Here is a 13,954-nt window from a genome sequence, read left to right as displayed (position 1 = left end):
TTGGTTAAGTAATCATAATGTTGTGGGCAGTATGATACAGGCTCCTAATAAGAGCGGGCCGGGATGAAGATTAATTTCATCGGAGCCCTGTGAGTAAATCGGGGCATAAAGCACGTAATTCTGGCTGGGCACCTCGATAATTCATGAATCCATCATGGTCAGGATAGGTGTGGCCAGTAGTCAGGTTTTGAGGATACAATTGGCCAGACGGGCCAGTTGCCGTGCTGCAGCGGTAATCATCCTATGCCCCCAGGACAACTATTGAATATATAAAAAATACAATTTAAAGCACTGCTTTTCATTACTCCTTTATAGTTAGCGCAATGACGCAGCCGCCACTTATCGAACTGCTGCGGAAGCGAGCCCTCAGCAGCTAAAGGATTGTTAAAGCGAAATATCGCAGCGCTACTGTTGGGACGTTTTCGGCAAATGCCGTACTTTCATCTTTTTAAACTGCCACCCCCATATTTTTTCCCTCTTTTTTTCACACACCCACTATTACAACTCGATGAAGAGAACCTTACTATTAAGCCTGCTCTTGCTGCTAACCCTGGCCGGGCGGAGCTGGGCGCAAACGCGGCAGGTATCGGGCCGCGTGCTCGACAAAACCAATAACGAAGGCCTACCCGGGGTGAGCGTTATCGTGAAAGGCACCACCACGGGCACTGCGACCGATGCCGATGGCAAATTTGAGTTGAATGTGCCTGTTACGGCCACTACGCTGCAATTTAAGTACCTGGGCTACATTACTACCGACCAGGCCATTGGGGCCAGTGGGCCGGTAAATGTTGCGTTGGCGCTTGACAACAAGCAGCTGGACGAAGTAATGGTAACGGCCCTGGGCATCTCGCGCGAGAAGCGCGCCCTGGGCTTTGCCGTTTCGGAGGTAAAGGCCGAGCAGATTGTGCAAAAATCGGAGCCCGACCTGCTGCGCACCCTCACCGGCAAGGTGCCGGGTGTGAACATCCTGAGCTCGAGCGGAGTACCCGGTGCGTCTTCGCGCATTACCATTCGGGGCAACACCTCGTTTTTTGGCGATAACCAGCCCCTGTTTGTTGTGGATGGAGTGCCTTACGACAACACCCAGACGGAATCGGACAGCCCACTGGTGAACGGCGCCTCCTACTCCAGCCGGACGTCGGACGTGGACCCGAACAACGTTGCGTCCATCAATGTGCTGAAGGGAGCGGCGGCGGCGGCACTGTACGGCTCGCGGGCCGCCGGCGGCGTTATCGTGATTACGACCAAAACCGGCGGCGGCGGCCGTGGGGCCAAGGGCATTCAGATAGGCTACACCACGGGCTATGCCATTGAAAAGGTAGCGGCGCTGCCAAACTACCAGAACAAGTATGGCGCGGGTGCCAACTTCGTGAACTCTGCGGCCAACGGCTCGTGGGGCCCCGAGTTTGGCAATGCTGCTCAGGGCGCGCCAGCTACCATCGAACACCCCCAGGCCGGCAACGTGGACTTTCCGAACATTCCGGCGGGTACGCGCATTCCGTACCAGGCCTACCCCAACAACGTCAAAGACTTCTTCAAAACGGGTAACTTGTACGAAAACTCGGTTTCGCTGAGCTCCACTTCGGACAACTCAACCTTCTCGACCATTATCTCGCGGGCCGACCAGCAGGGCACCATCCCCAACTCGTCGTTTGTGCGCAACAACATCAGCGCGGGCGGTTCGGGCCGGTTCAATAAGCTGACCGTAAATGGCAACGTTGCTTATACCAACACCAACCAGCAGGGTCCTATTGTGGGCGCCAACAACTCGGCTTCCGGCAGTGCCTCGGCATTTGCCCGCACCTTGTTTCTCACCCGTAGCCTCGACCTACAGGGCCTCCCCTACCAAGACCCGGTGACGAAAGGCCCCGTGTTTGCCTGGCTGACCACCCAAGCCGACAACCCCCTGTGGTCGGTGGAGAATGCCATCTACAAATCGCGCGTAGACCGCGTGGTGGGCAGCGTGGGCCTGTCGTATGCCTTTAAAGACTGGCTGTCGCTGACGTATACCGGCGGTATCAACTCCTACACTGACATTCGGTCGAGCACCATCCGGCCCGGCTCGCTGGCCAACCGGGGCGTGAGCCAGATAATTGAGGATAACATTCAAAATACCGAGTTTGAGCAGACTGCCCTGCTGAACTTCAACAAGAACCTGACCGAGGACATCAGCCTGACCGCCAGCGTGGGCCAGAACATCAACGCCCGCAAGTACGAAGGCAAGTCTTACCTCGGCACAGGCATCATCACGTTTGGCATCGACAACATTGAGAATACCACGGAGAAAAGCACCTACGGGTATGCCTACGCCGAGCGCCGCCTGATGGGCCTGCTGGGCAACGCCACCGTTGGCTACAAGAACTTCGCCTTCGTGACCGTGACGGGCCGCAACGACTTCTCGTCGACTCTTAATAAGAACGGGGTCATCGGCAATACGGGCCGCTCCTTCTTCTATTCGAGTGCCGCTGGCTCGCTGGTATTGAACGAAGCCCTGAAGCTGGATTACCGCTGGCTCGACCTGCTTAAGCTGCGCGCCGCTTACGGCCGCGTGGGCCGCGATGCACCGGCCTACGCATCCGGCCCCACGGGCTATGTCACCAACCCCAGCGCTTCCCTGCCTTTCAAGGGCGTGCCCGGCATCGGCATCAGTGGCGTGGTAAACAATGCCAAACTGACCCCGGAATTTACGTCTGAGTTAGAAGTAGGTACCGAGCTGGCATTGTTCCGCAACCGCATCTCGTTCAACGGTACATACTACGACAAACGCACCACGAACCTGATTGGGGTGATAACCTACCCTTCGGCCACCGGCTATGGTGCCGCCCAGACCAACTTTGGCGAAATCACCAACAAGGGTTTCGAAGTAGCCTTTACGGCCGTGCCGGTGGATGTGGCAGGCTTCCGCTGGAGCAGCACGTTCAACTTTAGCCGCAACCGTAACATAATTGCCCGCACCACGGACAACGGCGACACGCTCATCCTGGGCAACACGTTTGCCGGCAGTGTGCGGTCGGTGCACATTCCCGGCCAGCCCTATGGCGTGTTGCTGGGCACGGCACCCGTGCGCGATGCCAACGGCGAGCTGTACATCAACCCGCTGGATGGCCGCCTGATTCTGTCGCCGAAGCTCAAGGTTATCGGCAACCCCAACCCCGACTTCCTGATGGGCTTCATCAACCAGTTCACCTACAAAGGCATCACGCTGAACGTGCTGGTGGACTACCGCAAGGGTGGCTCGCTGTATGCAACCACGCTGCAGGAAGAGCTGGGCCGCGGGGTAACGAAGGATACCGAGGACCGCAACCGCCTGGTTGTACTCAACGGCGTTCGGTGGGACCCGGTGACCAAGAAGGCCGCAGTTGACGCCAGCGGTACGGTTATCCGCAACACGACGGCCATCACGGTCAACGACCTGTATTTCTCCAGCGGCGGCGTGGGCGGCGGCGCGGCTTCTAACGGCTATAACGAACAGTCCATCTACGACGCTACTACGGTGCGGCTGCGGGAGGTTTCGATGGGCTACGACCTGCCCAAAGGCTTCCTCGGCAAAACGCCGTTCAGCCTCGTCAACATTTCCGTTTCGGCCCGCAACATCTGGTGGTACTCGCCCAACTTGCCCAAGAACAGCAATTTCGACCCCGAGACCAGCACCTACGGCGCCAGCAACCAGCAGGGCTACGAGTTCACCAACGCACCGACCACCAAGCGCTTCGGCGTGAACGTGCGGGTGAACTTCTAATTATTTGATTGATTTCGGCTTTTTGTCCTATGAAACTTTTTAAATTTTGCCTGATACTGGCTTCGGCTGGTACGTTGGCCGTGGCCCCGGGCTGCAAAGATTTCTATAACGTCAACGTAAACCCCCTGACCCCGACGGCAGTGGATTTGAATTCCCTGCTGCCCGTGGCGCAGGTGAACATGGCTGAGTACCTGGGCGACAACATCGGCGGCCTGAGTCAGTACACCATGGCCCTGATGCAGCAGCTGTACAACACCCGCAACATCGGCAACTTCCAGCAGACCGGCGACGCGTTCAGCGGCGAGTGGGCGGGCCTCTACCGCGGCGTGCTCATCAACAATGAGCGCATCATCACGCAGGGCACCACCGAGCAGCGCTGGAACTACGTGGGCATTGCCCAGCTCCAGAAAGCCTACGTGTTCAGCCAGATGGTAGACGTATGGGGCGATATTCCTTATTCGGAAGCCTTGAAGGGCGAAGTGAACCCGGCCCCGCGCTTCGACAAGGACGAGGATATCTACAACGGCACGACCACCATTCAGGGCCTGTTCTCGCTCATCGATGAGGGCCTGGCCAACCTGGCCAAGCCCGGCTCCGTGCCAACCAAACCCACTTTGAGTGCCGTTGACCTCATATACAAAGGCGACCTGGATAAGTGGGCCCGCTTTGGCCGCACCCTCAAGCTGAAGCTCTACAACCAGCTGCGCAAAACCACTACGGCGACCACGGTTCAGAGCCAGGTTGGCCCTTTGCTGACTGGCCCGCTCATGGAGGAGACTGGTGACTTTCAGCTGGGCTACCTCAACACCACCAACCCTGACAACCGCAACCCCGGCTACGTAACCGACTACAACGCCAACCCGGAAAATCGCATTGGCCGGTATTTCTACGAAGGCATGCTGACGCTGAACGACCCGCGCAAGCCCTATTACTTCTTCAACCAGCTGGCCGCCGGCACCACGACGACTAATCAGGACTACATCAGCCCGCTGGACCCCAGCTTCGTGACGGTGCGCCCCGGCACGTCGAGCCAGTACGCCAGCGTGGCTACTACGGCCAGTGTTCAGACTGTGCAAGGCCTGTACCCGGTAGGCGGCCGCTACGACGACGGTAAGGGTGGCAAAACCGGCACCACCTCGGGCAAGGCGGAAGCCCCCCAGCGCCTGCTCACGTACTACAGCCGCAAATACACCGAAGCCGAGCTGCGCCTGACGGTATACAACGACGTAGTAGCCGCCCGCACCGCCTTCGACGCCGCCGTGCAGGCCTCCTTCAACAAAGTGAATGCCATTGCTACGGCTGATGGCAGCCCCGTTATTCCGGCCGCCAGCATCACAACCTACAAAACCAGCGCCCTGGCCCGGTTCGATAACGCGCCCTCGGCCGAGGACAAGCTGGAGGTAATCATGTACGAGAAGTACGTGGCGAGTTTCGGTTACGGCGTAGATGTGTACACCGACTTCCGCCGCACCGGCCACCCCACCATCCGGGTATCGCGCGAGGCCGTATCGCTGAGCGCGCCCAACAGCGGCCTGCTGGTAGACGACGGTGCTACCCGGGCCAACGGCCCGTTTCCCCTGCGCCTGTACTACCCCACCAACGACCTGACGTTGAACCCGAACTCTCCCCGCTCCCAGCGCGACGTGACCGCGCCCATTTTCTGGGACAAGTAGGAAGCGGTTCCCTTCTCTTTAATCCCTGACTTCATCTTTATTGATTCATGAAAAACTACTTTGCCAGTTTCCTGCTGCTGCTCTCGGCAGTTGCGGGGCTGTCGTCTTGCCGCGAGAGCAGTAAGCTTCCCGAGCCCAAAAACGAAAGCGTTCCGCTGATTATCCCGGAAGTAAACGCCACCAAGTCCTTTTTTCCTTTCAGAAGGAGCCAGCTGTCCGAGCAAATCCGAATTGACAGCCTCTCTTCCCGGCCCGACTATTATACCCGGCCCGGGTTTGAGTTCGTCGTGAACCCGTCGCAGGGATACGCCGAGCTGCAGACCGTTGAAGTGTACAAGAGCTTCCGGCGGGGTACTACGTTTGGCCCCCGGGTGAAAATCGCGGACCTCACCAGCTTCCCGGCTACCATCAGCCTCACCAGCCAGCAGGCGCTTAAGGACTTGTATCCCAATGCCATACCGGGCACCCTCGCCGTTCTGGCCAATCCGACTGTTCTCACGCTAAATAACCGCATTGTGCGGAACGACGCCATTGTATTCACCTTCGAGTACGTGCTGAAAGACGGTCGGCGCATCGTCCTCACGCCGGTTTCGACTGACAATACGCTATTGGCCAGTTCGCTGCTTAACGCGCCTTTGGCAGCAATCGCCGTGTTCAGGTAGAACCTGCCGAGCAGTTCATCAACGGGGCTGCGCAATAGTTTGCCTATAACCCGGCGAAAATCTGCCAGCCCTCTGCCAGCCCCTGGTCAACTGAAAAAGACGTCCTTCGACGCTACTCGCGACTTGCTGAACAGTAAACGACTATAGACTTACAGTCCATAGGTTTGATTTGCGAATGAAATTCGCTGGTTCCGGCTAAAGCCGACTGAAAGGCTGCCACTCAAGTGGGCGATGCCAGAATGAAATTCTGAGTCCTCCCTTGGCTAGACGTTGAGCTGATTCAGGAGTTGTTTAGAAAGTCACAAAAGGTCCCCGAACGGTCATGCAGCACGCAACGCAGCATGACCGTTCGGGGACCTTTCTCAACAACTTCTCAAAAAGCACTCTCTAATAGGTGACTGATGAGGCTTGTAAAGCACTTGAAAGTGAGTAGCAACTAAAGTCTTGCCCTAAAGGGCATAGCTTTAACTAGCGTGCTTAAAAAGTAAAAAGCGCCCCTGGAATTTGCTAATTCCAGGGGCGCTTTTTTAGGCAGTAATGCCGTGCAAATCCCTGACTATTATCGAAGTACATTTCAGTACTCTACCCTACTATTTTTCCAGTGCATTGATGGCGAGGGATTTGCCAGCAAAACCAGCGCAATACTGTTTCCACCATTCGGGCGAGCTTTTCAGCCGACCCGGTACGGGCACGGAGGAGCCATTGGCCCAAATGGTGGAAGCGCTACTGCGCTAGTTTTACTAGCAAATCCCTCGCCATCAATGCACTGGAAAAATAGTAGGGCAGATTAATATTTCAGTTAAAAAATATATATAATTACTTACTTTTATACATGCGAAATTACATTATTGAATTCTGAACAATCGCCACAAATGGAGTCCCATTACACTTTAGGCTTGCAAGCCAGATATAAAATTTTATGTCCTAATGTTGACTTTATGGCAACTGTATGGGAACAATGGCTTATTTTTGATAATCTTAAAGCATTACCCCATTTTTTACTTTTTTTCAATCTTAACACTTAGTCCATGAAAAAAATCTTACTCATGAGTGTCATGCTCATGTTTACACTTCTTCACGGAGCGATGGCGCAAACGCGTACCGTTTCCGGAAAGGTAACAGACCAGAAGTCCTCCGAAGGCTTGCCCGGAGTGACTGTGCTTCTGAAAGGAACCACGACCGGAGTATCAACGAATGTGAGTGGTGAGTACATCCTGACCGTGCCCGAAACTGGTGGCACGCTCGTGTTCTCATCGGTTGGTATGGGAACCCAGGAGCGGGCCATTGGCTCCGCCGCCCAGATAAACATTGCGATGGCCCAGGACACTCGCCAACTAAGCGAGGTCGTGGTAACGGCCCTTGGCATTGAGAAGGACGTACGCTCGCTGGGCTACGCGACCCAGGAAATCAAAGCCGACCAGATTTCGCAGAAATCGGAGCCCAACGTGCTGAACGCGCTGCAGGGCAAAGTTGCTGGCGTAAACATCACCGGGGCCAGCGGCCTGGCCGGTTCGTCCACCAACATCAACATCCGGGGTATTACTTCGCTGCAGAACAGCAACCAGCCGCTGTTCGTGGTGGATGGTATTCCGATTAGCAACGACCTCGACCGTACCAACGGCGGCCCGCTGGGCACGCTCGGCGGTGCCCAGACGTCGAACCGGGCCCTCGACATCGACCCCGAAACCATTGCCAGCATCAACATCCTGAAAGGGCCGGCCGCCGCCGCCCTCTACGGCTCGCGGGCCGCTTCGGGTGCCATCATTATCACCACCAAGTCGGGGCGCAACGCCAAGGGCAAAACCGAGGTGACGGTGACGTCGAGCTATAACGTATCGAACGTGTATGGCCTGGCCAAGCTGCAAAACGACTACGGCCAGGGCACCCAGGGCGTAGTGGTTACTGCCGGCGGCCTGGGCGACGTGAACACGGCTTCGCGAGCTTCTTTCGGCCCCCGCTTTGGTACGACGCCAACCCTGGCCAACGGCCTGCTCCTGACCGATGGCAGCAGGCTGCCTTACGAGGCATATCCCAATAACATCCGGGACTTTTACCGTCAGGGCCGCGTGCTGAATAACGGGGTAAACATTGTGGGTGGCAATGCCGACCAGAATGTATCGCTGAACGTGAACAACACCGACCAGAAGGGCATCACCGAGAATTCTTCCCTGAAACGCACCAACGTGCAGCTAGGTGGCAACGTGAAGCTCATCAACAAGCTGCGAGCCGGTGGCTCCGTTAGCTTTATTCAGACCAACCAGGTAGGTCCGCTGATTGGCAATGGTAGCTCGGCCTTTGGCCAGCTGCCCGCTATTCCGCGCAGCTACAACCTGCAGGGGTTGCCCTCGCAGGACCCCAACACGGGTGCCAACATCTTCTTCCCGGGTTCGGACAACCCCTACTTTAACCTGCGCAACAACCCCACCACCTCTAATCTGACGCGCTTTATTAACGTAGCTAACCTCAGCTACGACGTAACGCCTTGGTTGAACGTGGCCTATCGCGCTGGTCTGGACACGTACACCGACCGTCGCAAGCAGATTTTTGCGCTCGGCTCGGCGCGGGTTCCCGGTGGCCAGGTACTCGACCAAGCCATCTACCGCAGCGAAGTCAACGGTGACCTGCTCGTAACGCTGAAGAAGGACAACATCGTCACCGAAGGCCTCAACGCTTCGCTGCTGCTCGGTCAGAACATCAACCAGCGTCGGGTGCAAAGCATTCAGTCGCAGGCCGATGCCCTGGCTTTCCCGTTCTACAACGCGCAGGCTGGTACGCAATTCACCGCCTCGGGCGAGAACTCCTCCGTGCGCCGCCTGTTGGGCTACTATGCACAGCTCTCGCTGGCCTACAACAACTATCTTTTTGTGGAACTGACCGGCCGGGCCGACCAATCGTCGACGCTGCCCGTGGCTAACAACACGTTCTTCTACCCTGCCGCGACCGTAGGCTTCGTCTTCAGCGACGCTTTCAAGCTGTCGAATGACATCTTCACTTACGGCAAGCTGCGGGCCAACGTAGCCCGTGTGGGCAAGGATGCAGGTACGTACGCTCTGGAAACCTACTACAACTCGGCTTCCCTGGGCAACAACGTGGGTAACATCAGCTTCCCCTTCACGATTAACGGCATCACTTACCCTGGCTTTGGCGTCAGCAGCGCCTTGGGCGGTGGCACTACGCTGACCCCGGAATTCACGAAGTCGTTTGAGGCAGGCACCAACCTGGGCTTCTTCAACAACCGCCTGACGTTCGACCTGACGTACTTCAAGACGATTAGCGAAAACCAGATTATTCCGGTTACCACGCCCGGCTCGACGGGCTACCTCTCCCGCGTTACCAACGTAGGCCGGGTAGATAACACGGGGTTTGAGGCGTTGATGATTGTGTCGCCCGTTCGTACTACGGATTTCAAATGGGATATCAATGCCAACTTCACGCACATCAAGAACGAGGTTATCTCGATTGCTCCTAATGTAATAACCGCCTCGGTAAACGGTAGTGCCTTCATCGGCAGCGTGCCGTCCTTCCAGGTCGGCCAGCCCTACGGCATCATCATCGGCAGCAAGGTTCCACGGGTACCAGCTACCGACGCTAATGGCAATGCCAACGCCCCCAGCGTGGTGGGCCGCTACATCATCAACCCGGCTACCGGCAGTTTCGACAGCAACACCGTTCCCAACTCCATCCTAGCCAACCCGAACCCTCAGTGGCAGGGTGGTATCACGAACACCGTGAGCTACCGTGGCCTGTCGCTCTCGTTCCTGGTCGATGCTACCTACGGTGCACAGCTGCTGTCCTTCACCAACGCCGTGCAGAAGTCGAACGGTCACCTGGCCGAAACGGCCGTTAACCGCGAGGCCCCCCGCGTCATCCCCGGCGTTATTCGCAATCCTGACGGTAGCTACCGCGAAAACAACATCCAGATTGATGCGCAGCAATACTACGGCGCAATTGGTGGTCTGCAGAGCGAGTTCAACGTGTACGATGCATCCGTATACCGCCTCCGCGAAGCTTCGATTGGCTACACCCTGCCCAAGGCCCTGCTGGAAAAAACGCCCTTCGGCCAAGCCAGCATCACGCTTTCGGGTCGCAACCTGTTCTATTTCGCTCCCAATGCCAACTTCGACCCCGAGACGAACACGCAGGGCGCGGGCAACATTCGTGGCCTAGAACTACAGGGTCCGCCAAACACGCGCAACTATGGTGTAAACCTGCGCTTCACACTATAATTTGAGCACTTTCTTCTATATGAAAAAGAACCAATTCTGGGGCCTTGCCCTGGCAGCAACGGTCGTGCTTTCTTCTACCAGCTGCAGTAAAGATGAGTTTCTGGACGTGAACCAGAATCCCAACAGCCCTGCTGCCGTGGGCATGCCGCTACTCCTGACGAGCACCCTGCTCACGACGGGTTTCGCCAACACCAACGACCTGGGCCGTGTCACCTCACTGCTGGTGCAGCACATCGCCGGCATTGCCAACCAGTCGGCTACCTACGATGTGTATAACATCCGGGGCTCGTTCGACAACCAGTGGAACGGTGAGCTCTACAGTGGCTCGCTGGTGAACACCAAACTGTTGATTGACCAGGCGGTGCAAAAAAACAGCCCCGCCTACGGCGGTATTGCCAAGCTGATTCAAGCCTACAACTACGCCCTCACCACCGACCTCTACGGTGATATCCCCTACTCTCAGGCCTTACAGGGAGTAGCCATCCTCACTCCCCGCTTTGATAAGCAGGAAGACATCTACAAGGGCAACACGGCCAAAGGCATCAAGAGCCTGTTTGAGTTGGTGAAGGACGGCCTGGCCGACCTCGATAAGCCCAGCACCCTGAAGCCCAGCATTGCTGATGACCCGGTTTATGGTGGTGACCTGACCAAGTGGAAGCAAATGGGTAACACCCTGCTGCTGAAATTGGCCAACACCATCAGCAAGAAAGAGCCGGCGTTGGCTGGTCCTATCATTGCGCAGGCCGCCGCCGGTGCTATCACCACGAACGCCAACGACTTTCAGATACCCTTCGGCACGTCGACGACCAATCTGAACCCGCTGTACCAGTTCAATTTCGTGACGCGTCCCGACGACCAGATGCTAAGCCAGCGTCTGCTCGACAGCATGAGCGTGCGCCGGGACCCCCGCCTGCCGATTTACTTCAACACGACGCCCACCAACACGGCAGCCACTACTACTCCGCTGGGCATTTTCACGGGCTACCAGAACGGCTCGCCCAACGCAGTACCCGTACGGGCCAACCGCTCGCGCTACAATGTGTACATCCGCGGGGCGAGCGGTGAAGCTCCGGCTCGCCTGCTCACCAACTTCCAGCGCCTGTTTATCCTAGCCGAATCGGCCGTACAGGGCCTGCCTGGATTCACCCTGCCGGCCGGCACCACGGCCCAGTCGCTTTACCAGAGCGCCATTCGCGCTTCGATGACCAAAGCTGGCGTAGCCGATGCGGACGTGACGGCTTACTTCGTGGCCAACCCCCGGGTAGCGCTGCTGAGTACCAATGCTACGGTAGCCCAGAACCAGATTATTACCCAGAAATGGATTGCCTGGGTTGGCAACGGCTACGAAGCCTACAACGACTACCGCCGTACCGGTTTCCCGAGTTTGCCAGTAGTACAGAACGCCGCTGGCGACGACCCCTCAATCATCCCCCGTCGCATTCCATATCCTAACTCGGAGCTGAACGCCAACACGAACGCCGAAGGCCTGGACAAGAACATCCGGACCAGCGCGCCAGTGTGGTGGGCGCAGTAAGCCGCCCCTTCGTTTAACTTCTGATCCGATTTTCGACATGAAAAAGCATCTCATCAATTTATTCGCCTTGGTTTTGCTGGCCGGAAGCGCTGTTTCCTGCAAGAAGGCCTACGATAATAATAACCTGGACCCCCTGGCACCCAGCCTGGCCGACATTCCGGTGACCGTCACGAACTTCAACGTGTTCGAGCGCTTCCCAGTGTTTTTCGCTACTGCTCCCGCTGGCGCTTTCACGATTACGTTCTCCATTCCAGCCGATAAAGGCAAAATCAAGGAGATTACCAAAGTAACGACGGGTAACAACGGCCTGCGCGACCTGCAGACCGGTGCTCCCGCCGTGCTCTACAACTACAACACGGCAACCAGCGCGGCCGTAGCAATTCCGGGTAATGGCTCCAATACCATCACCTTCACGTCGGATCTGGATACCTACACCAAGTACCGGACCCGCGTAGGGGCAGGCGTTGCCACGGTTAATCCCGTGGTATCGACTAACCCGCAGGCCCCGACCCAGATTGAGTACTACTTCCTGCTGACGCTCGATAATGGCACAACCATTATCCCGGAGCGCGTGCGCGTGCGCGTTCAGTAAACCAAGGTACAAGATTGAATAAAAAAACCCCAGCCAAATTGGCTGGGGTTTTTTTGTGGGAAAAAGCGGCGAAACGCCTCACAGGATATACTGGCTCAAGTCGCGGTTTTTCACCATGTCATTCAGCCGCTCGTTCACGAGGGCGGCGGTGATGAGGATGCGGGCGTTGGCCCCAATCTTGTCGGGCACGTCGTAGAGGATGTCGTTGAGCAGGCGGCTCATGACGGTGTGCAGGCGGCGGGCGCCAATGTTCTCAACCTCGGCATTGACCTCGAAGGCAATTTCGGCAATGCGCTCCAGCGCAGCATCCTCAAAGGTTAGCTCGACCTCTTCGGCTTTGAGCAGTGCCTCATATTGCTTGGTGAGGGCATTTTTGGGGTCTTTAAGAATGCGGAAGAAGTCGTCCTTAGTCAGGCTTTGCAGCTCGACACGGATGGGGAAGCGGCCCTGCAGCTCGGGAATGAGGTCGCTGGGTTTGGAGACGTGGAAGGCCCCGGCGGCGATGAACAGGATATGGTCGGTGTTGACGATGCCGTACTTGGTATTCACGGCCGAGCCTTCCACGATGGGCAGCAGGTCGCGCTGCACGCCCTGGCGGCTCACGTCGGGGCCACCGCCGCCGTTTTTGACGCCGCTGCTGGCTACTTTGTCAATCTCGTCGATGAAGATGATGCCGGCATTTTCGCATTGGCGGATGGCTTCGTCCTTCACGTCGTCCATATCGATGAGCTTGGCGGCTTCTTCGTCGAGGAGGAGTTTGCGGGCTTCGGCCACGGTCACTTTGCGCTTGCGGGTCTTTTTGGGCATCATGTTGCCCAGCATGTCCTGCAGGCCCGAGAGTGTACCCTCGTCCATGCCGGGAGGTGCGCCCATAATGCCCACACTGGGGCCGGCCTGCGCCACCTGAATTTCGATTTTGCGGTCTTCGAGCTCGCCATTTTTAATCTTCTGACGGAACCGCTCGCGGGTACGCTCGTTGAGCTCGGCATCGGAATGGGGCACGTCATCGCCTCCCCCACCGCCAAAGCCGAGGCCGGTTTTGGCACCAGCGGGCTGCTGAATGGCCGGAATCAGGGCATCGAGAATGAGCTCCTCCACGGCGTCGGCAGCCTGGGCTTTCACGGCCTCCTGGCGGCGGGCCTTCACGCGGTTGAAGGACTGCTCGGCCAGGTCGCGCACCATGCTTTCCACATCGCGGCCCACATAGCCCACTTCGGTGAACTTACTGGCTTCCACTTTCACAAAGGGCGCATCGGCGAGGTTGGCCAGGCGGCGGGCAATTTCGGTTTTGCCCACGCCGGTGGCCCCAATCATGAGGATGTTGTTCGGGACAATTTCAGCCTGCATATCGGCCGGAGCGTGCAGGCGGCGCCAGCGGTTGCGCAGGGCAATGGCCACGTGGCGCTTGGCCTCGTGCTGGCCGATGATGTATTTATCGAGCTCGGCCACGATTTGGGCCGGGGTGAGAAAATCTTGGTTGAGCATGGGAAGTGTACGGGAACGGGGTAATGAAAGAACGAAGCTGTTT

The 13,954-nt window shown here is 57.2% G+C and carries 7 protein-coding genes; 6 read left to right on the top strand and 1 reads right to left on the bottom strand.

All coding sequences use genetic code 11. The annotated features are described in order from the left end of the window. Positions 1-508 precede the first annotated feature (508 nt). From KQ661_RS08680 to KQ661_RS08655, 6 genes are all read left to right on the top strand, one after another. Positions 509-3,739 (top strand): SusC/RagA family TonB-linked outer membrane protein, encoded by a 3,231-nt coding sequence (locus tag KQ661_RS08680; RefSeq protein ID WP_216686189.1) that lies wholly within the window; start codon positions 509-511, stop codon positions 3,737-3,739. A gap of 29 nt (positions 3,740-3,768) precedes the next feature. Beyond that, entirely contained in the window at positions 3,769-5,412 is a 1,644-nt protein-coding gene (locus KQ661_RS08675; RefSeq protein WP_216686188.1) for a SusD/RagB family nutrient-binding outer membrane lipoprotein, read from the top strand. Positions 5,413-5,459: 47 nt separating this feature from the next. Next, positions 5,460-6,074: a hypothetical protein gene (locus tag KQ661_RS08670; RefSeq protein WP_216686187.1), complete on the top strand. Its 615-nt coding sequence runs from the start codon at positions 5,460-5,462 to the stop codon at positions 6,072-6,074. A gap of 1,028 nt (positions 6,075-7,102) precedes the next feature. Next, positions 7,103-10,300 (top strand): SusC/RagA family TonB-linked outer membrane protein, encoded by a 3,198-nt coding sequence (locus tag KQ661_RS08665; protein WP_216686186.1) that lies wholly within the window; start codon positions 7,103-7,105, stop codon positions 10,298-10,300. A gap of 19 nt (positions 10,301-10,319) precedes the next feature. Then, positions 10,320-11,834 (top strand): SusD/RagB family nutrient-binding outer membrane lipoprotein, encoded by a 1,515-nt coding sequence (locus tag KQ661_RS08660; protein ID WP_216686185.1) that lies wholly within the window; start codon positions 10,320-10,322, stop codon positions 11,832-11,834. Positions 11,835-11,871: 37 nt separating this feature from the next. Beyond that, positions 11,872-12,426 (top strand): hypothetical protein, encoded by a 555-nt coding sequence (locus tag KQ661_RS08655; protein ID WP_216686184.1) that lies wholly within the window; start codon positions 11,872-11,874, stop codon positions 12,424-12,426. 78 nt (positions 12,427-12,504) lie between these two features. Here KQ661_RS08655 and hslU read toward each other — a convergent pair whose 3' ends face one another. Then, positions 12,505-13,911: an ATP-dependent protease ATPase subunit HslU gene (gene hslU / locus KQ661_RS08650; RefSeq protein WP_216686183.1), complete on the bottom strand. Its 1,407-nt coding sequence runs from the start codon at positions 13,909-13,911 to the stop codon at positions 12,505-12,507. Between the last annotated feature and the right edge of the window lie 43 nt (positions 13,912-13,954).

It is taken from the genome of Hymenobacter siberiensis (genome assembly GCF_018967845.1).
Classification (GTDB): Bacteria; Bacteroidota; Bacteroidia; order Cytophagales; family Hymenobacteraceae; genus Hymenobacter; species Hymenobacter siberiensis.
Note: the sequence above shows the minus strand (reverse complement) of the source record. Positions and strands in the feature narration are given on the sequence as shown.

Bases quoted from the DNA above. Each gene is read 5' to 3' on its own strand.
- hslU (WP_216686183.1), bottom strand. From the start codon at position 13,911: ATGCTCAACCAAGATTTTCTCACCCCGGCCCAAATCGTGGCCGAGCTC.
- KQ661_RS08665 (WP_216686186.1), top strand. From the start codon at position 7,103: ATGAAAAAAATCTTACTCATGAGTGTCATGCTCATGTTTACACTTCTT.
- KQ661_RS08675 (WP_216686188.1), top strand. From the start codon at position 3,769: ATGAAACTTTTTAAATTTTGCCTGATACTGGCTTCGGCTGGTACGTTG.
- KQ661_RS08670 (WP_216686187.1), top strand. From the start codon at position 5,460: ATGAAAAACTACTTTGCCAGTTTCCTGCTGCTGCTCTCGGCAGTTGCG.
- KQ661_RS08655 (WP_216686184.1), top strand. From the start codon at position 11,872: ATGAAAAAGCATCTCATCAATTTATTCGCCTTGGTTTTGCTGGCCGGA.
- KQ661_RS08660 (WP_216686185.1), top strand. From the start codon at position 10,320: ATGAAAAAGAACCAATTCTGGGGCCTTGCCCTGGCAGCAACGGTCGTG.
- KQ661_RS08680 (WP_216686189.1), top strand. From the start codon at position 509: ATGAAGAGAACCTTACTATTAAGCCTGCTCTTGCTGCTAACCCTGGCC.